This is a genomic window from Providencia sp. PROV268 (assembly GCF_028477805.1).
Lineage (GTDB): Bacteria > Pseudomonadota > Gammaproteobacteria > Enterobacterales > Enterobacteriaceae > Providencia > Providencia stuartii.
The window spans coordinates 131507-156860 of record NZ_JAMPLW010000019.1 but is presented as its reverse complement, the minus strand read 5'-3'; the positions used below and the strand labels follow the sequence as shown (position 1 = coordinate 156860).

Annotated in this window: 23 protein-coding genes and 5 tRNA genes; 11 read left to right on the top strand and 17 right to left on the bottom strand. The window is 42.2% G+C overall.

The features are described 5' to 3' along the window. Positions 1-48: 48 nt before the first annotated feature. The 3 genes from PR699_RS14995 to PR699_RS14985 form a co-directional block, all read right to left on the bottom strand. Positions 49-124 (bottom strand) — tRNA-Val (locus tag PR699_RS14995). Between the two features lie 34 nt (positions 125-158). Beyond that, positions 159-234: transfer RNA gene (locus PR699_RS14990), tRNA-Val, on the bottom strand. Positions 235-271: 37 nt separating this feature from the next. Then, a tRNA-Val gene (locus PR699_RS14985) sits at positions 272-347 on the bottom strand. Positions 348-791: 444 nt separating this feature from the next. Here PR699_RS14985 and gltX point away from each other — a divergent pair. The 3 genes from gltX to PR699_RS14970 all read left to right on the top strand — a co-directional run bounded on the left by gltX (position 792) and on the right by PR699_RS14970 (position 2607). Then, positions 792-2213 (top strand): glutamate--tRNA ligase, encoded by a 1422-nt coding sequence (gene gltX, locus PR699_RS14980; RefSeq protein WP_004921297.1) that lies wholly within the window; start codon positions 792-794, stop codon positions 2211-2213. A gap of 204 nt (positions 2214-2417) precedes the next feature. Next, a tRNA-Ala gene (locus PR699_RS14975) sits at positions 2418-2493 on the top strand. A 38-nt stretch (positions 2494-2531) separates the two neighbouring features. Next, positions 2532-2607, top strand: a tRNA-Ala gene (locus PR699_RS14970). 203 nt (positions 2608-2810) lie between these two features. On the opposite strand, the gene PR699_RS14965 is transcribed toward PR699_RS14970, so the two are convergent. Continuing rightward, a complete protein-coding gene (locus tag PR699_RS14965) occupies positions 2811-3563 on the bottom strand; it encodes an SDR family NAD(P)-dependent oxidoreductase (protein ID WP_014656307.1) in 753 nt (250 codons plus the stop codon). Positions 3564-3695: 132 nt separating this feature from the next. Here PR699_RS14965 and PR699_RS14960 point away from each other — a divergent pair, with 132 nt between their 5' ends. After that, a complete protein-coding gene (locus tag PR699_RS14960; RefSeq protein ID WP_004921302.1) occupies positions 3696-4112 on the top strand; it encodes a MarR family winged helix-turn-helix transcriptional regulator in 417 nt (138 codons plus the stop codon). Between the two features lie 10 nt (positions 4113-4122). On the opposite strand, the gene PR699_RS14955 is transcribed toward PR699_RS14960, so the two are convergent. The 4 genes from PR699_RS14955 to zipA all read right to left on the bottom strand — a co-directional run bounded on the left by PR699_RS14955 (position 4123) and on the right by zipA (position 8911). Further along, positions 4123-4338 carry a DUF3820 family protein gene (locus tag PR699_RS14955; protein ID WP_004921304.1) on the bottom strand — a complete coding sequence of 72 codons (216 nt, stop codon included), beginning with the start codon at positions 4336-4338 and terminating at the stop codon, positions 4123-4125. Positions 4339-4408: 70 nt separating this feature from the next. Further along, entirely contained in the window at positions 4409-5593 is a 1185-nt protein-coding gene (locus PR699_RS14950) for a NupC/NupG family nucleoside CNT transporter (protein ID WP_014656308.1), read from the bottom strand. A gap of 231 nt (positions 5594-5824) precedes the next feature. Then, positions 5825-7840 (bottom strand): NAD-dependent DNA ligase LigA, encoded by a 2016-nt coding sequence (gene ligA / locus PR699_RS14945; protein WP_004921309.1) that lies wholly within the window; start codon positions 7838-7840, stop codon positions 5825-5827. 57 nt (positions 7841-7897) lie between these two features. Further along, a complete protein-coding gene (gene zipA, locus PR699_RS14940) occupies positions 7898-8911 on the bottom strand; it encodes a cell division protein ZipA (protein WP_151207855.1) in 1014 nt (337 codons plus the stop codon). A gap of 348 nt (positions 8912-9259) precedes the next feature. Here zipA and cysZ point away from each other — a divergent pair, with 348 nt between their 5' ends. The 5 genes from cysZ (at position 9260) to crr (ending at position 14296) form a co-directional block, all read left to right on the top strand. Further along, positions 9260-10024: a sulfate transporter CysZ gene (gene cysZ, locus PR699_RS14935; protein ID WP_004921313.1), complete on the top strand. Its 765-nt coding sequence runs from the start codon at positions 9260-9262 to the stop codon at positions 10022-10024. A 277-nt stretch (positions 10025-10301) separates the two neighbouring features. Further along, entirely contained in the window at positions 10302-11255 is a 954-nt protein-coding gene (cysK, locus tag PR699_RS14930) for a cysteine synthase A (RefSeq protein ID WP_004921315.1), read from the top strand. A 354-nt stretch (positions 11256-11609) separates the two neighbouring features. Continuing rightward, entirely contained in the window at positions 11610-11867 is a 258-nt protein-coding gene (gene ptsH, locus PR699_RS14925; protein WP_004921318.1) for a phosphocarrier protein Hpr, read from the top strand. A gap of 142 nt (positions 11868-12009) precedes the next feature. Further along, a complete protein-coding gene (gene ptsI / locus PR699_RS14920) occupies positions 12010-13737 on the top strand; it encodes a phosphoenolpyruvate-protein phosphotransferase PtsI (protein WP_004921320.1) in 1728 nt (575 codons plus the stop codon). A 49-nt stretch (positions 13738-13786) separates the two neighbouring features. Further along, positions 13787-14296: a PTS glucose transporter subunit IIA gene (gene crr / locus PR699_RS14915; protein ID WP_004921322.1), complete on the top strand. Its 510-nt coding sequence runs from the start codon at positions 13787-13789 to the stop codon at positions 14294-14296. 171 nt (positions 14297-14467) lie between these two features. Here the strand turns inward: crr and cysM are convergent, their stop codons facing one another. The 8 genes from cysM to PR699_RS14875 all read right to left on the bottom strand — a co-directional run bounded on the left by cysM (position 14468) and on the right by PR699_RS14875 (position 22014). Then, positions 14468-15352 carry a cysteine synthase CysM gene (gene cysM / locus PR699_RS14910; protein WP_004921324.1) on the bottom strand — a complete coding sequence of 295 codons (885 nt, stop codon included), beginning with the start codon at positions 15350-15352 and terminating at the stop codon, positions 14468-14470. Positions 15353-15650: 298 nt separating this feature from the next. Beyond that, a complete protein-coding gene (gene cysA / locus PR699_RS14905) occupies positions 15651-16739 on the bottom strand; it encodes a sulfate/thiosulfate ABC transporter ATP-binding protein CysA (RefSeq protein ID WP_014656309.1) in 1089 nt (362 codons plus the stop codon). Next, entirely contained in the window at positions 16736-17602 is an 867-nt protein-coding gene (gene cysW, locus PR699_RS14900) for a sulfate/thiosulfate ABC transporter permease CysW (RefSeq protein ID WP_014656310.1), read from the bottom strand. Before cysW ends, cysA begins: the two co-directional genes overlap by 4 nt. After that, the gene (gene cysT, locus PR699_RS14895) at positions 17602-18432 is read right to left on the bottom strand and encodes a sulfate/thiosulfate ABC transporter permease CysT (RefSeq protein WP_004921329.1); all 831 of its coding nucleotides are present in this window, start codon (positions 18430-18432) and stop codon (positions 17602-17604) included. The genes cysW and cysT overlap by 1 nt, the downstream gene beginning before the upstream one ends. Next, positions 18432-19454, bottom strand: a complete 1023-nt coding sequence (locus tag PR699_RS14890) for a sulfate ABC transporter substrate-binding protein (RefSeq protein ID WP_004921332.1) — start codon at positions 19452-19454, stop codon at positions 18432-18434. The genes cysT and PR699_RS14890 overlap by 1 nt, the downstream gene beginning before the upstream one ends. A 263-nt stretch (positions 19455-19717) precedes the next feature. Beyond that, positions 19718-20614 carry a Dyp-type peroxidase gene (locus PR699_RS14885; RefSeq protein ID WP_014656313.1) on the bottom strand — a complete coding sequence of 299 codons (897 nt, stop codon included), beginning with the start codon at positions 20612-20614 and terminating at the stop codon, positions 19718-19720. 278 nt (positions 20615-20892) lie between these two features. Continuing rightward, complete coding sequence (locus tag PR699_RS14880) at positions 20893-21489, bottom strand: RpoE-regulated lipoprotein (RefSeq protein WP_004921336.1); 597 nt, start codon at positions 21487-21489, stop codon at positions 20893-20895. A gap of 93 nt (positions 21490-21582) precedes the next feature. Continuing rightward, on the bottom strand, positions 21583-22014 hold the full coding sequence (locus PR699_RS14875; protein ID WP_014656314.1) for a GNAT family acetyltransferase: 432 nt from the start codon (positions 22012-22014) through the stop codon (positions 21583-21585). A gap of 136 nt (positions 22015-22150) precedes the next feature. Between PR699_RS14875 and hemF the strand changes: the two genes are divergently transcribed. Both hemF and PR699_RS14865 read left to right on the top strand, forming a co-directional pair. Continuing rightward, positions 22151-23068 carry an oxygen-dependent coproporphyrinogen oxidase gene (gene hemF / locus PR699_RS14870; protein WP_004921339.1) on the top strand — a complete coding sequence of 306 codons (918 nt, stop codon included), beginning with the start codon at positions 22151-22153 and terminating at the stop codon, positions 23066-23068. A gap of 155 nt (positions 23069-23223) precedes the next feature. After that, entirely contained in the window at positions 23224-24372 is a 1149-nt protein-coding gene (locus PR699_RS14865) for a M4 family metallopeptidase (protein WP_014656315.1), read from the top strand. Positions 24373-24451: 79 nt separating this feature from the next. Here the strand turns inward: PR699_RS14865 and rluF are convergent, their stop codons facing one another. Then, the gene (gene rluF / locus PR699_RS14860; protein ID WP_004921343.1) at positions 24452-25327 is read right to left on the bottom strand and encodes a 23S rRNA pseudouridine(2604) synthase RluF; all 876 of its coding nucleotides are present in this window, start codon (positions 25325-25327) and stop codon (positions 24452-24454) included. Positions 25328-25354 lie beyond the last annotated feature (27 nt).

Here is a 25354-nt window from a genome sequence, read left to right as displayed (position 1 = left end):
ATTAATTTTTATAACCAGTATTTATGAAAATGCGAGTAACTAATGAAGTGGTGGGCGATACCGGGCTCGAACCAGTGACCTCCTCCTTGTAAGGGAGATGCTCTACCAACTGAGCTAATCGCCCACTTCATGACAAGTTTCACATATTTGTAAATAAATGGTGGGCGATACCGGGCTCGAACCAGTGACCTCCTCCTTGTAAGGGAGATGCTCTACCAACTGAGCTAATCGCCCATTTATTTACTTCACTTACTTGTTTCATCGTCGACAGTGGTGGGCGATACCGGGCTCGAACCAGTGACCTCCTCCTTGTAAGGGAGATGCTCTACCAACTGAGCTAATCGCCCTGCCGTCGATGGAGGTGCATTATAGGGATCCCTCGTTCTGAGTCAACGGTTTTTGAATAGATTTTTTCTGTTCGTTGTAAAAATAAGCAAGATGTTCCAATATTCACCAGAAAAGAACCTTATTTAACCAATAATTAAGCTTTTGTATCACCCAACCAATACAATATTAGAACAAAAATATTTTTATGCTGAGAAATTGCCTATCCTTTTTCTTTTTTTACGGATTTTATTTGCATCAACATCGATAACTTGATTGAGGTATCACTTTAGAGTGATAGAATAGAACAACATTTTAGACATGCTGACGTGTTTCTCTGGTGACCGATAGCGAGAAGAAATCTTTCGCTCACACATCAATGATAGGCTGTTTATATTTAACGCTTCCCTATTATTTAGAGAACGTTGGCATGTTAGAAACCACGTATCGCAATTAAGGCAATCTCGATGAGTAAAATTAAAACCCGTTTTGCACCTAGTCCAACAGGGTATTTACATGTTGGTGGAGCGCGTACTGCGCTTTATTCCTGGTTATTCAGCCGCCATAATCAAGGCGAATTTGTTCTGCGTATCGAAGATACGGACTTAGAACGCTCAACTCAGGAAGCTATCGATGCCATTATGGATGGTATGAACTGGTTAAATTTGAATTGGGATGAAGGCCCTTATTATCAAACGAAACGCTTTGACCGTTATAACGATGTTATTGACCAAATGCTTGAAGCAGGTACCGCTTATCGTTGCTACTGCTCAAAAGAGCGCTTAGAGGCGCTGCGTGATCAACAGATGGCATCAGGTGAAAAGCCTCGCTATGATGGCTGCTGCCGTGATCACGCCCATAACCATACGCCTGACGAGCCGCATGTTGTTCGTTTCCGTAATCCACAAGAAGGCTCGGTTATTTTTGATGATAAAATCCGTGGCCCGATTGAGTTTAGTAATCAAGAGTTAGATGACCTCATTATTCGCCGCACCGATGGCTCACCAACTTATAACTTCTGTGTGGTTATTGATGACTGGGATATGGAAATTACTCACGTTATCCGCGGTGAAGATCATATCAACAATACCCCACGCCAAATTAATATCTTAAAAGCGCTAGGAGCACCTGTTCCTGAATATGCACACGTTTCAATGATTTTAGGCGATGACGGTAAAAAACTCTCCAAGCGTCACGGTGCTGTAAGCGTTATGCAATATCGCGACGAAGGGTATTTACCAGAAGCACTACTCAACTATTTAGTTCGTTTGGGCTGGTCACATGGCGACCAAGAGATTTTTTCTCGTGAAGAAATGATTGAATACTTTAGCTTAGATGCAATTAGCAAATCAGCGAGCGCATTCAATACCGATAAGTTGCTTTGGTTAAACCACCATTATATTAATCAATTGCCACCAGAAGAAGTTGCCGTTCACCTTGCATGGCATATTGAGCAACAAAACATCAACACTGAAAATGGCCCGCAATTAGCTGAGTTAGTTAAATTGCTCGGTGAACGCTGCAAAACATTGAAAGAGATCGCTGAATCCTGCCGCTACTTCTATGAAGAGTTTGATGAGTTCGATGCAGATGCCGCGAAAAAACACTTGCGCCCTGTTGCACGTCAACCATTAGAAACGGTGAAACAAAAACTGTCAGCAATTACCGATTGGACAGCAGAAAACGTTCATCAAGCTATCGAACAAACGGCCGCTGAATTAGACGTTGGTATGGGTAAGGTCGGCATGCCATTACGTGTCGCTGTAACTGGTGCGGGTCAATCCCCTGCGTTAGATGTTACCGTTCATGCGATTGGTCAAACACGTGCTATTGCACGCATTGATAAAGCGTTGTCGTTTATCGCCGAACGTGAAGCCTCAGCCCAGTAATTGATTTAATTAAGCCCCTGTGATGGTTAGCATCATAGGGGTTCACGCCTTATCAACCTTATAAGTACTCCTCTAATCTCTATACACCCCCTTATTCATTGACGAAATGCTCTATAATTCAGCAATTAAACTTAAAACCACATTATTTGATTGACACCCTGACATTGCTTGAATATTATGCCCTCCGTCCAAAAGATTTTGTTTGGGGCTATAGCTCAGCTGGGAGAGCGCTTGCATGGCATGCAAGAGGTCAGCGGTTCGATCCCGCTTAGCTCCACCATCTAATTCCCTGTTAGGTGGTATCAAAATCATTTTGTTGGGGCTATAGCTCAGCTGGGAGAGCGCTTGCATGGCATGCAAGAGGTCAGCGGTTCGATCCCGCTTAGCTCCACCACCTTATATCCTGTCAATAGTTAGTCAGCCTATCTCTTTTTTATCCCAATATAATAGATTGGTTCGAGATGTCATCCGGTTTTACTTCAGAAAAATAGCCGCTATTGAGATATAACACTTCCTCATACTATGGCTGTTTTTGATGCACTTCTTGTAAGAAGAAGTGGTTGCGGCTAGCCATGAATATCTATCACCACCGCATCCCTATTGTGCCGTATATCCCCCATCGACGGGTATAAATGCCCCTGTAATAAAACTGCTATCATCAGAAAGTAAAAATGCGACTGTTTTTGCGATCTCTTCACGCGTTGCCATGCGCCCCATTGGGTGAGTCGATGCCATCCATTCTTGAGTTTCAGTTGGTAAATTCATTATATTTGGCGTTGCGACATAACCAGGACCGATAGCATTAATCCTCACCCCTTTTTGAGCATACTCTAGTGCCGTTGCACGAGTTAGACCTAAAACAGCATGTTTTGCCGCTGTATAAGGTGAAATACCCGCAATACCAGTCACGCCATTACATGCAGATAAGTTCACGACGGCTCCGCCTCCCGCCCTGACGATTGCAGGTAATCCGTATTTTAATCCATAAAAAGTTCCACTCACATCAGTTGCGATAACGGCATCCCAATCCGCTAGTGGATAATCCTCAATAGTAACGCCATGAGGTCCTGTGATCCCTGCATTATTAACCAAATAGTGTAACGCCCCACACTGCTGCTCAATTTGTGTAATTGCTGCTTTAAATTGCTCGTGACTTGTCACATCCATCACTAAAGGAATAACACGTTCGCCACTTTGGTCTATCTTATTGGCTGCTGTTTGTAATGATATTTCGTTGCGTCCTGTTATAAACACCGTCGCACCACATTGGTATAAATGTAGTGCAATTTCTTCACCAACTCCTGTTGATGCGCCTGTCACTAAAGCGACTTTCTCTTGTAAATTTTGCATACTTCCTCTCAACATGATTAACTAAAGTTAATTAACTACACTGTATATGATTAACTTTAGTTAATCAATAGTCGATTTTATCGGATTGATAAGGCTATACTGTGTCAATAATCACTAACATGATGAAATAACATGGCAAATCAACTCGAAGATGCACTATCACTTTTGCAATGTACCTTGGTTGCGAGGCGTTTAAGCTTTACACCTGAACAGGTCACTTGGGGGCAATATGATGTATTAGAAATACTTCGGCTCAAAGGGGATCAAACACCAGGGCAATTAAGCCAACTGTTAGGCATATCTCGGCAGAATTTATCCAAGTTTCTTCGAGCACTAAAAGCACTTGGGTTCGTGAGCCAATACCAATCTGAACAAGATAAGCGAGAATTAATCACTCACTTAACCGATGAAGGTCGGGATTTTTTACAACGTGCAGCAACAGGCCGAAAAGAAAATGCCGCTAAAGTCAGTAGTGCTTTAACAGCGAATGAACAAGCTTTGTTTATCCAGCTTTCACAGAAAGTCACTGCGGCTTTAGGCCATGACTGACCCAATACAACTAAACTCGTTTTAAAGGCTTTACAAGGCCATCTAGCCCCTCTATTTTTAAGCCTAATGCCATTTCCATCAGTTGCCCTAATCGCCCCTGTGGAAATGCCCCTTTTTTGTAAAACCATAGCAGATATTCTTCAGGAAGATCGATCAATACACGACCTTGATATTTTCCAAATGGCATCCGCGTGTTTGCCATATCAATGAGATCTTGTTTTTCCATTTTTTCCTCCTAAAAGCAAAAACGGCATTCATAATGAACGCCGTTTTACACTTTACCACGCTTTTATGTTTTACAGAATTAAGCCAACAACAGCCGCTGATAGGAAGCTAACTAATGTTGAACCAAACAGCAGTTTCAAGCCAAAACGTGCAACCGTGTTACCCTGTTTCTCATTTAAGCCTTTGATTGCCCCTGCCACAATACCGATTGAGGAGAAGTTAGCAAAAGAGACTAAAAATACCGATAAAATACCGACTGAACGTGTTGATAACGTTGCTGCAACCTCTTTTAGGTCGCCCATTGCGACGAACTCGTTAGTGACCATTTTTACCGCCATGATCCCACCGACTTGCAATGCTTCTTCAGCAGGGATACCTAATATCCAAGCAAATGGGTAGAACACGTAGCCCAGCATGGTTTGGAACTTGATATCAAAAATCGCCATACAGATACCATTTACCATGGCAATCAAAGCGATAAAACCGATTAACATGGCTGATACGATAATCGCAACTTTAAAGCCGGCAAGGATATATTCACCCAACATTTCAAAGAAGCTTTGACCTTCATGAATATTGGTCATCTGTAACTCTTCTTCGGCTTCAGGTGGGTATGGGTTGATTAAGGAAAGGATCACGAAAGTACCAAACATGTTAAGTACCAATGCTGCAACCACAAAGCGCGGTTCTAGCATGGACATATATGCACCAACTATCGACATAGAAACCGTCGACATTGCCGTTGCAGCCATGGTGTACATTCTACGTTCAGACATTTTGCCTAGCTGATCTTTATAGGCAATAAAGTTTTCAGATTGGCCTAATAGCAGTGAGCTAACCGCGTTAAAAGACTCTAGCTTGCCCATACCATTGACTTTAGATAGAACCGTACCGATCACACGGATCACAAGAGGCAGCACCTTAATATGCTGTAAGATACCGATCAGTGCGGAAATAAAGATGATTGGGCAGAGGACTTGCAAGAAGAAAAACGCTAGATTGCCTTCGATCATGCCACCAAAAACGAACTTGGTCCCTTCGGCTGCATAACCTAATAAATGGGTGAAAACACTTGCAACGCCTAGTACGAATGAAGAACCGACATTAGAATTCAAGAAGAAGTATGCTAATGCGATTTGAATAACCAGTAGTTGAAAAACATAGCGTAGTCGTATCGCCTTACGGTTACTACTGGCTAAGACTGCAAGAGCGCCAATTACAACAAGGGATAGAACAAAATGCAGGATCGAGGTCATATGCGACTCCATACAAATTTAATAAAGCGGTTTATGTATCTATTCTATGTAATAGCCGACATTTAAATGAGACGGGAATCACATTAGTATGAAAACGACCCCAGTGTATTTTGCAAAAAATATATACCGATCACATTATTACAGTAAATTCTAATTCTTAGGTGGTAGATTGATACAGATCATATCATTACCCATTTTCTGGGTAATGATACTTCAAACTCTCGTTAATTATTAGGCTTCTAATAAGCGAATTAGCTCATTTTCGTCAATGACAGGTATACCTAGCTCATTTGCTTTTGCCAGTTTTGAACCTGCCGCCTCACCTGCAATGACTAAATGCGTCTTCTTAGAGACACTGCCAGAGACTTTAGCGCCGAGTGCCACTAATTTATCTTTTGCTTCATCCCGTGTCAGTTGGCTCAAAGAGCCCGTCAATACCACGGTTTTCCCTGCAAATGGACTATCTATCGTACTCACATCTACCGCAACAGCTTCTGGCCAATGAATATTCGCCTTATCTATTAACGCTTGAATGACAGTTTGATTATGCTCCTCGCGGAAAAAGTTAACGACATGCTTAGCCACCACATGACCAACATCTTGTACCGTTTTGAGTGACTCCTCATCTGCCGCCATTAGGGCTTCAAGGGTGCCATAATGCGCCGCTAAATTTGCCGCGGTAGCCTCACCGACCTCACGAATGCCTAACGCATAAATAAAACGAGCGAGAGTCGTTGATTTCGATTTATTTAGGGCTTCCACTAAATTTTGTGCCGACTTTGGCCCCATGCGATCTAAACCCGTCAATATCCCTGCACTTAATTGGTACAGATCAGCCGGATTTTTCACATATTCTTTTTCAACTAATTGGTCGATGATCTTATCGCCCATGCCATCCACATCCATCGCACGGCGTGAGACAAAATGTTTCAGTGCTTCTTTACGTTGTGCACCACAAATCAACCCACCAGTACAACGCGCAACGGCCTCACCTTCGACACGTTCCACATCAGAGCCACAGACTGGGCAGTGAGTTGGGAAAACAATTTCTCGGCTATCGGCTGGGCGTTCAGACTCAACAACACTCACAATTTGAGGTATCACATCGCCCGCACGACGGATCACAACAGTATCACCGATATGAACCCCTAAGCGCTCAATTTCATCAGCGTTGTGTAGCGTCGCATTACTGACTGTCACGCCGGCAACTTGAACTGGTTCCAAACGTGCAACAGGCGTAATTGCTCCGGTACGTCCAACTTGGAATTCAACATCTTTTAGCAATGTCATCTGCTCTTGAGCCGGGAACTTAAACGCCGTTGCCCAACGAGGTGCCCGAGACACAAAGCCTAACTCTTCTTGGGTTGCAATGTCGTTAATTTTAATGACGACCCCATCAATATCAAAGCCTAATGTTGGGCGAGCTTTTTCTATCTCATGATAAAAGTCCAATACCGCCTGAGCGCCTGTCCGTAATTGCACATACTCACTTACAGGTAACCCCCACTTCTTAAATTGCATCAGTCGCTCATAATGAGTATCTGGCAGTGTTTCGCCTTCCACCAGCCCCACGCCATAGCAGTAGAACGTTAAAGGCCTTTTCGCTGTAATACGTGGGTCTAATTGGCGTAATGACCCCGCTGCCGCGTTACGAGGGTTAGCGAAAACTTTTCCACCTGTACGGCGCGCTTCCTCATTCAATGCTTCAAAGCCTTTTTGTGGCATAAATACTTCACCACGAATTTCTACCCTAGCAGGAATATTTTCACCCGTTAAACGAAGTGGAATAGCACGAATTGTACGAACATTAGAGGTAATATTTTCCCCCACAGTTCCATCACCGCGAGTAGCGGCTTGGACGAGTTCGCCATTCTCATACAGTAAGCTCACCGCAAGGCCATCTAATTTTAATTCACAACAGAAGGTTTGTTCTTGCTGATCTTTTAATCGGTCTCTCACGCGTTTGTCGAAAGCAAGATAGCTTTCTTCATCAAATACGTTATCAAGCGATAACATCGGTATTTCATGACGTACGGTGTCAAACGCCGCTAATGGAGCCGCACCCACTCGCTGAGTCGGTGAGTCACTGGTGATCCATTCAGGATGTTCCGCTTCGATAGCCTTCAGCTCTTCCATGAGTTTGTCATATTCTGCATCTGGGATTTCAGGTGCATCTAATACATGATATTGATATTCATGATGACGTAATTGTTGTTTGAGTGTATCGAGATGTTGTTTTGTAGTCATGTTTCACCAGTAAAGATAAAAAACCCCCAGTTAAGGGGGTTTCGTTGATTCTGATATTTAATTCAGTGTGTTGCGGATCCGAGCATGGTACACCTCAATTTTCTGAGGTGTGAGCATTTTACGCTCATCATCAAGGACTACGCCCCCCACATCGGAAGCAATACGCTGTGCAGCTTGCAACATCAATTTGAAATTTTGCCCTGCTTCACCATACGATGGCACCATCATAAACATAGAGATACCCGGAGTGGTGAACTCTGACATCGTTTCTGGATCAAAAGACCCCGGTTTCACCATATTAGCAAGACTAAATAAAACCGGCCCTGTTCCCGATGGATGCACATGTCGATGGAAAATACGCATTTCACCGAACTGGAAGCCCGCTTGAAGAATGCTTTGCAACAGCGCTTCACCTTGTAGAACTTGCCCCTGAAGTGCAGCTACATGAAGAACCAGAACCGTCTCCTTGTTGTTCTCTGAAGATTGGTTTTGCGGTTGTTCAGTTTTCTTCTCAGTGTGCGCCTGTTCCTGTTCATGGTGTGTCGGCTGTGGCCCCTCTTGCTCTTCGTGAATGTCAAAATCAAATTCTGGTTGTTCAGGCGCATGCTGAGTGCGCCCATTCGCTGTAGAGACTGGTGTCGCTATTGGTTGAACCGTTGGTTCCACCTTCATCGCGGGTTGTTCATTTACAGCATTAACGCGCGAGTCAATATCAGATTCAACAGGCTCTGAACGCTCAGGCGTAATATTTAATACAGGCTCGGTATCACGAGTAGAAGATGTAATGGGTGGCAAATCAGGTTCGGCACGACGTTCTTCTTGAACCTGACGAGCAGGCTCAGAAACTACCGGTGAAGAGACGGGAGGCTCTACCTTTTGAGTTTCACTGAATAATGCAGAATCATCATCATAATCCGATGATTTATCCTGACTGTCATGTTTTCGGCGTTTTACGGGACGATCACGGAATAACTTAGAGCGCTCTTTACGGCTGGTCCATAAACCATGCAGTAATAACGCAATTATGGCTATCGCACCTACGACCACTAATATCAGACGCAAATCCTGCATCGCTGCTATCTCTAATTGTTGAATGATAATGCCACCACGGCAAAAAATAAGCCAAAATACTTTAAGTTGCAAGCCAAGGCGCACTCCCGCTCCCCTCGCCCCGCATTGCGGTATGATTTTGGGGATTTCAGCGGTAAAACGCCGTCAACCGAAAAACAACTTAAAAAATGACGGATATATCTTAAGATTATTTGTCAAACGTGCTAAGTGCAACCCCCTAAACGATTTTCTGATAAGAAAGAGACAATTCTGCTTTCGTTTGCTGCTTTTTTAAGCAAATACTGACTAGCCAGCCTAAAAACCTATCTATATGATACATAGTCAACCGCAAAGGAGAGAATAAGAAGTATGATACAATCGACAGATTCGCAACAAAAAAGCCATTCGGGTTTTTATTACTTCGTTCAAGGATGGCGTCTTGTTACACGTCCAGGTATTAAACGTTTTGTTATTCTACCACTTTTAGCCAATATCATCTTACTTGGTGGTGCATTTTGGTGGTTATATACCAAACTTGGTGGTTGGATTGACCAAGTCATGAGCTATATTCCTAGTTGGTTACAATGGCTTGATTATCTTATTTGGCCTATTTCCGTTATTTCGATTTTACTTATATTTACTTACTTTTTCAGTACGGTTGCCAACATTATCGCCGCACCGTTTAATGGTTGGTTATCCGAAAAGCTCGAATCAGAATTAACCGGTGTGCCCGCCCCTGATGGCGGTATTGTTGATATCGCAAAAGATGTTCCACGCATGGTTAAGCGTGAGTTTGTTAGGATCGGTTATTACCTTCCGCGCGCTATTGGCTTATTAATTTTGTTTTTTATTCCTGGTATTGGGCAAACTGTTGCTCCCATTCTTTGGTTCCTATTCGGTGCGTGGATGATGTCAATTCAGTATTGCGATTATCCATTTGATAATCACCGCGTTAGCTTTAGTGAAATGAAAAATGCTTTAGCCAAAGACCGCATGAATAATATTCAATTTGGTGGAGCAGTTAGTGTGTTAATGATGATACCTATCCTTAACTTGATTATTATGCCTGTTGCCGTTTGTGGCGCGACCTTAATGTGGGTTGACCAATACCGCGCTCGTCATGCACGCTATTAATTATTCACTGATTTGATCAAGAGTGCGGGGGGAATTTACACCTCGCACTTTTTCATCTTCAACCTCCCTCAGATCACAGACACAGCGCAACATATTTTATGATAGGTGCTTGTGTCACAACCTTTTACTTATAATTTTTCCACATAAGATAGAAATTCGTTATAAGCTTATACTTAATTTATATTTGCAATAATAGCGAGTTCACGTATGTTTGGAGTCAATCTTATCTATCATTCTCAGTTCTAAATAGGCAACTGCCTGATTATAAGGATATCCCATGAGTAAAATTTATGATGATAATTCGCTAACTATTGGCCATACCCCGTTAGTACGTTTAAAGCATTTCGGCAATGGCAATATCTTAGCGAAAGTTGAATCACGCAACCCAAGTTTCAGCGTTAAATGCCGTATTGGTGCGAATATGATTTGGGATGCTGAGAAAAAAGGACTTCTGACCAAAGAAAAAGAGCTGGTTGAACCTACTAGTGGTAATACAGGGATTGCTTTGGCGTATGTCGCCGCGGCTAGAGGCTACAAATTAACATTGACCATGCCTGAAACGATGAGCGTCGAACGCCGTAAACTGCTTAAAGCATTAGGGGCGAATCTTGTATTGACTGAAGGCGCTAAAGGGATGAAAGGCGCCATTGAGAAAGCCGAAGAAATCGTCAACAGCAATCCGCATAAGTATATTTTGCTGCAACAATTTAATAATCCAGCTAACCCTGAAATTCATGAAAAAACGACAGGACCTGAGATTTGGAGTGATACTGACGGTAAGGTTGATGTTGTTATCGCGGGTGTGGGAACCGGGGGTACTATCACCGGTATCGGTCGTTATTTGAAAAAAACCAAGGGCAAAAATGTCACTCTGGTTGCGGTAGAGCCTGAAACGTCCCCTGTTATTAGCCAAACGCTAGCAGGAGATGAAGTCAAGCCAGGCCCACATAAAATTCAAGGGATCGGGGCTGGTTTCATTCCTGGCAACCTAGATATCACGCTTATTGATAGAGTATTTAAAATCAGTGATGATGAAGCCATTCAAACTGCCCGCCAATTAATGGAAAAAGAAGGGATCCTAGCAGGGATTTCATCAGGTGCTGCTCTTGCAGCCGCAGTAAAACTCGCAGCTGAACCTGAATTTAAAGATAAAAATATTGTTGTTATCTTACCTTCATCAGGCGAGCGCTATTTATCAACGGTTCTATTTTCCGATCTATCCGCCGAGTAATTTTAAAAACCGTTAATTAATCGTTAAAAAAGCACCTATTTGGTGCTTTTTTTGTGGAATGGATCAAACTTTAGCACGTATTGAGATGATTTCTGACCTAGGGTTTAGTATTAAACATAGTAATTATTTTGAGCCACGAAATTAATCAACTTTAAGTCAAAGATTTGTTCAATTACTCATATTCTTTGCGATTTAAATTGACATTATTTAGGCCAATAAACTGAAAAAGTGTTGATACGCAACAAAGTAGGAAACCTTTTTAACAGTTAATAATCTAACAATACGCAAACCTAAGTTTATTCAACTACACTAGCTTAGGTCATTATAAAAAACTAAAGTTATTGAGGAAATAATATGTTCCAGCAAGAAGTCACTATTACAGCACCTAACGGCTTACATACTCGCCCTGCCGCTCAATTTGTGAAAGAAGCCAAAGCATTCTCTTCTGATATTACTTTGACTTCTGGTGGCAAATCAGCAAGCGCAAAAAGCCTATTTAAGTTACAAACTCTAGGCTTAACTCAAGGTACTGTTGTGACAATTTCTGCCGAAGGCGAAGATGAAAAACAAGCAGTTGAGCATTTAGTTAAACTGATGGGTGAGTTGGAATAACCGCACAAGCAAGAGAGCCTGTGTCACCGCATTAATCTTCATCCCTGAATGGCATCATTCAGGGATATCAGTTTACACACAGATAAGCTTACTGTTGTCTTTTCAACATCAGAACACCTACCCGCAGTAGTAAGGTAATATTATGATTTCAGGAATTTTAGTATCCCCAGGTTTTGCTTTTGGTCAGGCTTTAATCCTCAAAGAAGATCCTATCACTGTCAGCACAAAAAAAATTACTGACGACCAGATAGAAACCGAGATCCAACACTTTATTGAAGGACGTAACAAATCAGCCGAACAGCTCAGCTTCATTAAAGAGCGAGCCGAAAAAAATCTTGGTGCAGAAAAAGCTGAGATCTTTGAAGGCCATATTATGCTGCTGGAAGATGAAGAGCTTGAACAAGAAATTGTCTCTCTAATCAAAAGTGATAAAAAAACAGCTGATGCCGCGGTTTACTCCGTTATTGAGGATCAAGCCCAAGCGCTCGAAGCACTTGATGATGAATATTTGAAGGAGCGTGCTGCCGACGTACGCGATATTGGTAAACGCCTATTAAAAAATATCCTCGGTATGCCTATCGTCGATTTGAGTGCCATCGACAAAGAGGTTATTTTGGTTGCAGCTGACCTAACACCGTCAGAGACGGCACAATTAAACCTTGATAAAGTATTAGGTTTCATCACCGATTTAGGTGGTCGTACATCACATACCTCAATCATGGCTCGTTCACTGGAGTTGCCTGCCATTGTCGGCACCTCAGATGCCACCGCGAAAATCAAAAATGGTGACTACCTCATTCTAGATGGTGTCAACAACCACATCTATCTGAACCCGTCAGATCAAGAAATTGATAAGCTGAAAAAATTCAATGAAGAATATCAGCAAGAAAAAAATGAACTGGCAAAATTAAAAGATTTACCTGCAATCACACTGGATGGCCATCAAGTCGAAGTGTGTGCAAACATTGGTACTGTACGCGATGTCGCGGGTGCTGAGCGTAACGGTGCTGAAGGGGTTGGTTTATACCGCACTGAGTTCCTGTTTATGGATAGAGACTCACTGCCAACTGAAGAAGAACAGTTCCAAGCATACAAAGCTGTTGCCGAAGCAATGGGAAGCCAAGCTGTTATTGTGCGTACCATGGATATCGGCGGTGATAAAGACCTGCCATACATGAATTTGCCAAAAGAAGAGAACCCATTCTTAGGCTGGCGGGCAATTCGTATTTGCCTTGATCGCAAAGAAATTCTACATTCTCAGTTAAGAGCTATTTTAAGAGCCTCAAGTTTTGGTAAACTGCGTATTATGTTCCCGATGATTATTTCCGTTGAGGAAGTTCGCGAACTAAAAGCAGAACTTGAGATGCTAAAAGGTCAATTACGTGAAGAAGGCAAAGCCTTTGATGAATCAATCGAAGTTGGTGTCATGGTGGAAACCCCTGCCGCAGCGGTTATTGCTCATCATTTAGCAAAAGAAGTTGACTTTTTCAGTATTGGGACGAACGATCTCACTCAATATACTCTAGCTGTTGACCGTGGTAATGAGCTGATTTCTCACCTCTACAATCCAATGTCGCCTGCTGTATTGAACTTGATTAAGCAAGTCATCGATGCATCACATGCAGAAGGCAAATGGACAGGAATGTGTGGTGAATTAGCAGGTGATGAACGTGCAACCTTGTTGCTGCTTGGTATGGGGTTAGATGAATTTAGTATGAGTGCAATTTCAATTCCTCGTATTAAAAAATTAATTCGTAATGCAAACTTTGCAGATACTAAAGCACTGGCTGAGCAAGCCCTTGCCCAACCAACCGCAGACGAATTGATGAAACTTGTTGATACCTTTATCCAAGAAAAAACGTTATGCTAGGAGCAGCACATTAGTTCGGTCCCATATAAAAACGATTAGGAGAAGGTCCATGGGTCTGTTTGACAAACTGAAATCACTGGTTTCGGATGATAAAAATAGCAGTGGCAGTATTGAAATTATCGCACCTCTATCGGGTGAAATTGTCAATATTGAAGATGTTCCCGATGTTGTTTTCGCTGAAAAAATTGTTGGTGATGGTATCGCCATCAAACCAGCAGGGAACAAAATTGTCGCTCCTGTAGATGGGACTATTGGTAAGATATTTGAAACCAATCATGCGTTTTCTATTGAATCTGATGATGGTATTGAACTATTTGTTCACTTCGGTATTGATACAGTCGAACTGAAAGGTGAAGGCTTTAAACGTATCGCTGAAGAAGGGCAATCCGTTAAAAAAGGTGATTTGGTTATCGAGTTTGACCTTGCATTGCTGGAAGAAAAAGCAAAATCAGTTCTAACGCCGGTTGTGATTTCTAATATGGATGAAATTAAAGAGCTGACTAAGCTTAGCGGTAGCGTTACCGTGGGTGAAACAGTTATTATGCGCGTTAAAAAATAACGGCAATCCCTTTTAAGCTTTTCAAATAAAACCACCAGATAGCGTTGTATGACCTCTGGTGGTTTTTTTATGGCAGGATAAAATCCATCGCCATCATATCTGTTGCAATCAACGACTCACCTATATTCGAGCACATTGATGCTTTTGTCAGTGTCTAGATGGCGATGCTAATTAATCGTCAAACACGCCCGTAGAAAGATAGCGATCGCCTCGGTCACAAATAATGGCAACGATCACCGCTCCCGGATTCATTTTAGCCACTCTCAAAGCGCCTGCAACCGCACCTCCTGAACTAACACCACAAAAGATACCTTCTTGTTTAGCGAGGGCTCTCATCGTCTCCTCAGCCTCTTCCTGATTAATATCTAAAACGGTATCAACGAATTCCTGATTGAAGATCCCCGGAAGATAGCCTGGCGACCAACGGCGGATCCCCGGAATTTGGCTTTTTTCCGCTGGTTGTAAGCCCACAATCTGAATATGTGATGATTGTGATTTTAAATAACGACTGACACCCGTGATAGTTCCTGTCGTTCCCATACTTGAAACAAAGTGAGTCATGCGCCCATCGGTTTGCTGCCATATCTCAGGGCCTGTGGTCTTAAAATGGGCTAATGGATTATCGGGGTTATTAAATTGGTCAAGAACCTTCCCTTCCCCCTTCGCTTCCATTTCTTGAGCTAAATCGCGAGCGCCCTCCATGCCAACTGAAGTACTGACTAAAATGAGTTCAGCACCATAAGCCTTCATTGAGGCTTGGCGCTCTTTACTCATATTTTCGGGCATCAATAGTTTGAGTTTATAACCTTTGACTGCGGCGATCATTGCCAAAGCAATCCCGGTATTGCCACTCGTCGCTTCAATCAATGTATCACCAGGTTTTATTTCACCACGTTTTTCCGCTTCTGTGATCATTGAATACGCAGCTCTATCTTTGACGGAGCCAGCCGGATTATTACCTTCTAGTTTGACCCAAATTTCAGCGTCCATCCCCTGTGTCAAACGCTGAAGTTTAACTAGCGGCGTATTACCTATAAATTGTTCCAGAGTTGCCACTGTCTATTCCTTATTCTATTTATCTATAATCACCATTTCGAATGATATAGATAGTATCCTAACACCTACAAATTAGCAGCATGAAAAAAATTCACTTATATATCAGTAATTAATAATTCTGGTCGATGTTATTACTAATATCGATAATATGATATGTTTACAGGGAATTTGACTGAAAATAGTCTCAAAAAAATGCCATTGGTCAGATCAAAAATGGTCAGGCAGGCATAAATTACGTTTTAATATCGAGGGATATTGCGTTGATGAAATAACAACATCAACGCAATATTAGGAATGGTTAGGCACTTTTAGCTAACTGGGGAAATAAGAGCTCATTTTCACCTTGGTAAATTTTAGCCTGTTGACTACCAAGGAAATAGTGCTCACCACGCACAGGCGTTACATGAGACGATTGCCAAACTACAGAGAGAGGTTCATGCCCCCAACCTATAGGCTGTACCGTTAACTGCCAGAAATGCCCTCTCGGCCCTGATTCAATCACACGAACCGGTAATCGGTGCTGTTCATCAACGTCTTTCTTCAATGTTATATCCCATGGACGTAAAAACACATCCACCTCGCCTTGTTGGGCACTTGCATGATGTAGAGGGAATTCATAACCATCAATATGTAACTGAGAACCTTTAATTTGCCCATGGAGTTGATTCACTTCCCCCATAAACTCCAACACAAAACGCGTTTCAGGACGTTGCCAGATATCATCAGGAGTGCCAACTTGCTCAATATGCCCCTGACTCATCACCACTATCCTATCGGCAACCTCCATGGCCTCTTCCTGATCATGGGTGACAAATACACTGGTAAACTTCAATTCATCATGTAATTGACGTAACCAGCGGCGCAATTCAATACGTACCTGAGCATCCAACGCACCGAAAGGCTCATCTAGCAATAAAATTTGTGGCTCTACAGCCAAGGCACGGGCCAGCGCAACACGCTGTTTTTGCCCTCCTGAAAGCTGAGAAGGATAACGAGAGGCCAAATGCGCCAACTGAACCATATCAAGTAATTGCATGACTTTCTGCTTGATAGCTTGCGATGATGGGCGTTGTTTTCTTGGCATAACGGTGAGACCAAACGCGACATTGTCAAACACCGTCATATGACGAAACAGGGCATAATGTTGAAATACAAAGCCAACATGCCTATCTTTAGCATGAATACGGCTAACATCTTGACCATGGAAGCGTAGTAAGCCATGGCTATGCTGTTCTAACCCTGCAATAATCCGTAACAGTGTCGTCTTACCTGAACCGGATGGGCCGAGCAGTGCCACCATTTCACCAGATGCAATATCTAATGAAATATCTTTCAACACTTGCGTCCTACCAAACAATTTCCCAATTTTTTCAATTTGAATACTCATGGTAAATGAACTCCTGATTCGGATTGCTGCCGGCTCAAATGCCATTGCAATGCACTTTTAATAATTAAAGTGATAATCGCCATTACAGCTAGGATCGCAGCAGCAGTAAATGCGCCTACGGTGTTATAGTCTTGATGCAATAATTCTACTTGTAACGGTAGCGTATAGGTTTCCCCGCGTATGGCACCAGAAACAACGGACACGGCACCAAATTCACCTATTGCTCGAGCATTAGTCAGAACAACACCATACAATAGTGCCCAACGGATATTTGGTAAGGTAACTCTCCAAAACATTTTCCAACCTGAAGCGCCCAGTAAGACTGCCGCTTCATCTTCGTGACTACCTTGGCTTAACATCAGTGGAACTAATTCCCTAACCACAAAAGGACAGGTCACAAAAATGGTCACTAATGCCATACCGGGCCACGAGAACATTAATTGGATATCATAACTTTCTAGCCAGCCCCCAAACCAACTGTTGGAGCCATAAAACAGTAGATAAAGTAACCCCGCGACCACTGGCGATACCGCAAAAGGAATATCGACTAGGGTTAATAACAGTTGCCTACCAGGGAACTGAAATCGAGTAACTAACCACGCGAGCATGGTGCCAAAGATCAAGTTGACAGGCACCGTTATCAGTGCAATAAGGACCGTCAGTCCAATAGCATGCAACATGTCCGCGTCATTCAAATTCATTAAAACCGCATCAATACCTTTGGAAAAAGCGGTCAAAAATATCCAAATAATTGGCACCACCAGCAATATGACTGAAAACAATATGCCAGTGATAATCAAAGACCATTTAGCCCAATTAATCGGTTGACGAGAAGCCCCCGTGACAGGTGTAACCTGAGCCATTACTTTCCTCCCAACCTTTTGCCAAAGCGGCTTTGTACGACATTGACGCTAAATAGCAGTAATAATGAAACCGCTAAAATAACAGAAGCAATCGCACTCGCTGCTGGGTAATCAAACTGTTGTAACTGACTAAAAATCATCAAAGATACGACTTCAGTTTGCCAAGCAATATTTCCTGCAATAAAGATAATGGCACCAAACTCCCCCAAACTTCGGGTAAAAGACAATACTGTTCCTGCAATTAATGCGGGAGAAACTTCAGGCAATACCACCCGTCGAAATGTTTGCCAACGGCTTGCACCCAATGTTTGTGCCGCCTCTTCATATTCAGGCCCAAGCTCTTCTAACACAGGCTGTACCGTTCGTACAACGAACGGAATACTGGTAAAAGCCATTGCGACAGCAATGCCGAGCCAAGTATTTACTACTTTAATATCAAAGTGATGCAGAAACTGCCCGTACCAGCCAGACGCTGCAAATAACGTAGCTAATGTTAAACCTGCCACCGCGGTAGGTAAGGCGAAAGGCAAGTCAACAAGACCGTCTAAAAAAGTGCGGCCAGGAAAACGATACCGAGTCAAAATCCAAGCGAGCAGCATGCCAAAAACCGCATTAAATAAACTCGCAACCAGTGCAGCCAGTAAGGTGACTTTATAAGCGGCAACGACTTGCGGATAGCTGATCACATCCCAATATTGTTGCCACGTCATTTCAGATAACTGAACGACTAACGCACTCAAAGGTAGCAGCAGGATCAAACAGGTATAAAATAGGCTGCTACCTAGTGTGAGGCCAAATCCTGGCAAAAAGCGTTTCCCTGACTTACGCATTAACGGCGCCCTTCTGCCATCAATTTGTCAAACTCTCCGTTCGTCGCAAAATGGGTCTCCATCACCGCAGGCCAACTCTTAAACTGTGATTCGACCGTAAATAAGCGGGTTTCAGGGAACTTATCTTTATTTGCCGCCATGACTGCCTGATCGTTCACCCGATAGTTAAATTTAGTGATAATTTCTTGAGCTTTTGGACTATATAGGTAATTAAGATAGGCTTTCGCCACCTCTTCCGTACCATTTTTCTGAACGTTTTTGTCAACCCAAGCAACTGGGAACTCCGCCAGAATATCGACAGGAGGAACGATAACTTCATAGTCCGTTTCACCATACTGCTGACGAATATTGTTCACTTCTGATTCAAAGCTAATCAATACATCCCCAAGGCCTCTTTCAATAAAGGAAGTTGTGGCACCACGCCCCCCTGTATCGAACACTTCTACATTTTTCAAAAACTGCTTCATCTGCTCGCGGGTTTTCTTTTCATCACCTTTATTTTCTTGCGCATAGGCTCCCCATGCCGCTAAATAAGTGTAACGACCATTACCCGATGTTTTTGGATTTGGAAAAATCAGCTTCACATCTTCACGCGCTAAATCATCCCACGTTTTAATGCCCTTTGGATTACCTTTACGCACTAAAAACGCCATCGTAGAGTAATATGGTGAGCTATTATTCGGTAATCTTGCTTGCCAATTTTCAGGGATCAACTTGCCTTTATCATGCAAGATTTGTACATCTGTCACTTGGTTATAAGTCACCACATCAGCCTTTAAACCTTGCAAAATAGCTAAGGCTTGTTTCGATGAGCCTGCATGTGATTGCTTGATCGTTAATTTGTCATCAGGGTGCTGTTCATTCCACTGCTTTTCAAATTCAGGGTTTAGTGCAACAAATAGCTCTCGGGCGATATCATAAGAGCTATTGAGCAGTTCAGCCGCTACCAACGGCGCGCTCCCCATCAATGAAAATGTTGCGAGACTCGCTAAGGCTGTTTTCTTTAAAATCGCTTTTTGCATTAGGCACCTACTTATGACTAAACCAAAACTACGCTAATGAGGTTACTTTATCTGCTTTGTTTATAACTGTGTAGCTATCAATTGCCTTTTAATATATCAAATTGGTATATTCAAGAAATTATGGCAATAAGCAAATAAATTATATTAGTTATCATAAAGTTGACTGCGTGAAAGGCCTTCATGAAGGCGCTAAGCAATAGAAGGGAAAAGTAGGATATTGACGCAAAAGTAAATTGCCGCCAGATGGCGGCAATAAGAATAATTTATAACGACAATAAAGTGTCAATTGAAGGGGCAAAATAGTAGCTTCCTGATACTGCTTTGGTCATGCGTAACAGGTCATCATATTTACCATCTTTTTCACCAAACATACTCAAAAGCTGCTGTTCAATATTATGGAGGCGCGCGCAATACGCAACGAAGAATAAACCATGTTTGCCGCTTGCCGTACCATATGGCAAGCTATGACGCATAATCGATAGCTCTTCCCCATCTTCTTCAACCACCACGCGAGAAACATGTGAAGTCACATTACGTTCGCTTTCATCCAGCTCCACACTGTCTTTTTTGGTGCGACCAATCATTTTCTCTTGTTCTTTTTCAGAGAAACGGTCCCATTTATTGAGGCTGTGCTCATAACGCTGAACAAGAATATAGCTGCCTCCCATATCAATGCCATCAGCAATTAATGCAACTTCAGCAATTTCTTCACCTTGTGGGTTTTCGGTTCCATCAATAAAGCCACTTAAGTCGCGCTCCTCAACCCAACGGAAGCCGTGGATCTCTTCTTCGACTTTAATTGCTGAGCCGAATGCTTTTAGTGCCGCCTGTGCCAATGAAAAGTTAATATCATGGCGTTGAGATTGGATATGAATAAAAATATCACGCTGTGTTGCTGGCGCTAACCCTTTACCTAATGGATGAAATGGTTTTAACTCAGGCGCGCTTTCCGGTGTTGATAGCTGTTTCCAGATATCAGAGCCGAAGGCCACTACAGCCCCTAATCTATCTGTTGGATACTGCTCTTGTAATTGAGTCAGTGTTTCAACAAAACGCTGACAACCTGTTTTTATATCAGCCAGAGACCCTTGCACCATTGCTTCAATGAAAATACCGAAACGGCTATGATCTTTCAAAATACCGCTCTGAGAATGAGACATGCTAATCAACCTCTTTTAAATAATTTATTATTTATGTCTAGCGATATAGTATCTCATCGATGACGATTTTCACCTGTTTTAACGCAAATATTGGCTAACATTTAGAAAAATGCACAATTTATTCTTAATAAGATAAGTGGGTTAAGAGGGGATCGTATATTTAGGAGGGAATAACAACGTATTTTACCTTAATAAAACACGTTGTTATATCAATTAAATGTTTAGAACATAATCCAAGCTATCGACCAATAGCTCTCTATCATCACGCTAAATCACCATTATTTTTTCCAAATAATTTGTGATACCGTCCAGCTCTTTAATTCATCATCCGGTGGCATTAAACCTTCTGGCCCTTGCCATTTACCATTAAATCGATAAATGATATGGGATGTTTGCGGGGCTACACATTCAACAGTCGGTTGATTATTAATTGGCTCAGCCATTTTACATGCGCCAAAAGCTTTTTCATAAATACCGCTAAATGATGAACCAATTTTCGTTCCCCATTCAGTTTTAATGTCAGGGTCATCCACAATAATACGTGAAACATAACCTTTTTCAGGGCCGATCACTTCAATTTTAACCGTCTCATCATCGATACCTTGAAACACGGTCACAATTTCACCTTGCTCAGTTTGCATCCCACTTCGTATCGTGTAACGGTTATCTAATCGCTCCTTGATGATGTCAGCTTGCATTGGTGTGAACCCAGTGATCTCCCCCACACCCGCTGCCTTCGCAGTAATAGGGCTACTAAACCAGTTCATTGGTGAAAGTGAAGACCAAAACCCCCCTGAGCCTGCACAACCCGATAGCAAAAACACACCACTTAGCGCGACTATCTGAGAAAGCTTCACAATTACACTTTTGGGCATAACATCCTCTATTTATTGGCTGACTGACTGCTTACTGTGACAACCTTTTTCTGAAAACATTCCAGTTTATAACGAAATAAACACACAACAGCATTAAAAATCCAAATCACGATCCAGTGTTTTTGTATAGATAAGCCTTGCTGGCTGCTCTTCTTCATATAACATTTTTTCGAACATACAGATAGCAGCGTCAGACTCCTCATTCACAAGGAACTCAATTCTGCCGCACCCTCTTGCTCGCAATTTTTTCTCTAAGCGACTAATCAGAGCATTGGCAATACCTCGACCACGAAACTCTGGATGAACCGCAAGATAGCATGCCGTTCCCCTTATTCCGTCATATCCTCCCATCACAGTGCCAACAACCTCACCTGTCACTTCCGCAACAAGAAAAAGATCTGCACCACACTGGAGTTTTCGTTCAATATCAAGTTCAGGATCATCCCCAAACTCATTTAAATCACAGCGTTCCCACAATGTGATGACTTCTTCAAAATCGCTTTGGCGAAAGATGCGTATTTCCATGTTCATGACCCGTTTTAACTGAGTTTTCTGCCATTATCACCGCTTTTTGCGCACAATCAATATTCAATATGCCTTTTTTAACTCAAAAGGGTATACTTTACTCACTTTTTTTTACCAACCGTTCTATTGGAAAACAATGAATTACCCTGATATTTTTCAAGTAAAAACATTTTTGCTTGAACTACAAGAAACCATTTGCCAAAAAATTACTGAACTGGATGGTAAGGAAACCTTCCTAGAACAAACATGGGAACGCGCAGAAGGTGGCGGAGGCCGCAGCCGTGTGTTAACTCAAGGTGCTATTTTTGAACAGGCAGGCGTTAACTTTTCCCATATTCAAGGAACAAAACTCCCGAGTTCAGCAACCGCTCACCGCCCTGAATTAGCAGGTCGTAGCTATCAAGCTATGGGAGTCTCTTTGGTGATCCACCCTCTAAATCCCTATATTCCAACCACTCATGCAAATGTCCGTTTTTTTATTGCAGAAAAAGAGGGTCAAGATCCCGTTTGGTGGTTTGGTGGTGGTTTCGATTTAACCCCTTACTATGGTTTTGAAGACGATGTGATCCACTGGCACACCATTGCACACGACCTCTGCGCACCTTTTGGTTCAGAAACTTACCGCAAATATAAAGCGTGGTGTGATGACTATTTCTTTTTGAAACATCGCAATGAGCCACGAGGCGTTGGTGGGCTATTTTATGATGACCTAAACCAACCTGATTTCGAGACTTGTTTCGACTTCACACAAGCTGTTGGTCATGGTTTTTTAGATGCCTATGTACCTATCGTAGAAAAACGTCGCCACCATCAGTGGGGAGAAAGAGAGCGTCAATTTCAACTGTATCGACGTGGTCGTTATGTTGAATTCAACCTCGTGTGGGATCGCGGTACACTATTTGGTTTACAAAGTGGAGGACGTACAGAATCCATTTTAATGTCAATGCCTCCTTTAGTCCGTTGGGAATATGACTATCACCCTGAGCCCAATACCCCCGAAGCCAAACTGTATAGTGACTTTTTAGTCTCTAAAAAAGATTGGCTGGCGAAATAAGCGTAAAAATCATTTTTTATAAAGTCGCCAAAGCACTTGGCGGCTTTAGTAACAAAAAATAGCAAAAATTATCAAATATAATTAATTATCAACTAGTTACACTCATCCCCTTGTAGCTTATGATTCCATTTCTACCCACAAAATGGAGTCTATTTATGAATCATATTCTTGGTCGTTCCTATCTTCCCCCATACCTTGTTGATCACTTATATAAAGAATCTCAATGCCAAAAGCTTAAATCCACACTACTTCATATCAATGAATTAATGAGCAGAGGCTATTCGACGGAAGATAAAGAACACCTAAAACAGTTATTTACTTGTTCAGCCCGCCCAGGTACAAACTACGAACGCATCATCCGCGATGCACAGGAAAAAGCATTTTTACCTAACCATACCCATTCTAACCTACCTATCTGCTCTCGTTCTGACCTTTCACTGGAGCCTACCTATCCGAGTCCTGATGAACTTCATATGCCCCATGAAGACTATCTTATTGTTATGAAAGAAGGTGATCCTGCACAACCATACACACCCGTACAGATTGTTTATGATTCTATTGGCTATGTTAGGCAGTTTTATAAAGAGAAGCTCAACATTGATAAGATCTTTGGTTGTGATTCGCAAATCAATGCGGTAGTTCATTTCGACAAAAATTATCCAAACGCATTCTGGAATTCACAAGCTATCTATTTCGGTGATGGTGATAGTATCTATTTTGGCCCGTTTTATAATGATATTGATATTATTGCACACGAATTAACCCATGGGTTTATTACCTTTACGACTGATTTTGATTATATTTTCCAGTCAGGCGCCTTGAATGAATCCGTTGCCGACGTTGTCGGTATTATGGTTAAACAGTATGTAGCAAATGAAACAGCAGCTGAGTCCAATTGGCTGCTCGGTGAAAACCTTTTTATCAATAAAGCCAAAGCTCCTGCTTTACGTTCTATGGCCGCACCGGGAACCGCCTATCGCCTTTCGGAAACAAACAGAGACCCACAAGTCGGTCATATGAGAGATTACAAAAATCTATCTATTTTCCAAGACAATGGTGGTGTGCATATTAATTCAGGTATACCTAATAAAGCATTTTACCTGCTGGCGACAACGTTAGGTGGTTACTCATGGGAGGTAGCGGGACAGATTTGGATCCGCACTATGTTTGATAAGACACTTAGCACGCGAGCAACATTTGACGATTTCGCCAAAGCAACCATTAGAACAGCGACAGAAAAATTTGACCATCATGTCGTTAATCTTACTCGCAAAAGCTGGGAAAATGTCGGTATCTACGTTTAAGTTTGCAAATAAAATGCCCTGTCACTAACAGACAGAGCTTGTCAGCCATAAAATACGGCTGACATTTTAAAACATAAGGTTAGCGTCTTTTCTTTTTACGGCCTGGTTGAGTGAAACGTTTACGAGACGCAGTATCAGCCATTCCTTTAGGCTTGCTACCTGCATTTGGCTTGCTACCCGTTTTCCCTGCCGTTGATGTTTTCGGTTTAGCAGACTTTTTCGGCTTAGCCTCTGATTCTGATTTTTCAATCATCTCAAATAGCTTAATTAGCTCATCATCTGTTAAGTCACGCCATTCACCTAATGGGATCCCAGAAAGATTCACGTTCATAATACGCACGCGTTCTAACTTAGTGACCTCAAAACCAAAATATTCGCACATGCGACGAATCTGACGATTTAACCCTTGAACTAACGTGATCCGAAATACAAAAGGAGCTTCTTTCTTTACTTTACACTTTTTAGTTACCGTGCCTAGGATAGGTACGCCAGCTCCCATACCACGAATAAAATCATCAGTAATAGGCTTGTTAACCGTGACTAAATACTCTTTTTCATGCTCATTACCCGCACGCAAGATCTTATTCACTAAATCGCCATGGTTTGTGAGAAAAATTAGCCCTTGAGAATCTTTATCTAAGCGACCAATAGGGAAAACACGTTTACTGTGATTAACATAATCAACGATATTATCTCTTTCCCCACTTTCCGTCGTACTCACAATACCAACTGGCTTATTCAGCGCAATTAACACTAAGTCTTCTTCATTCCTAGGTTCAATAAGTTGTCCATTTACTTTGACAACGTCACCACTAAAAACTTGATCGCCGATAGCCGCACGTTTGCCATTAATAAAGACATTTCCTTGCTCGATATAACGATCCGCATCACGCCTTGAACAAATTCCACTCTCGCTAATGTACTTATTAAGACGTGTCGAAGATTTAATTTGCATGGTTACCCTCTGTAATCTGCATAGATA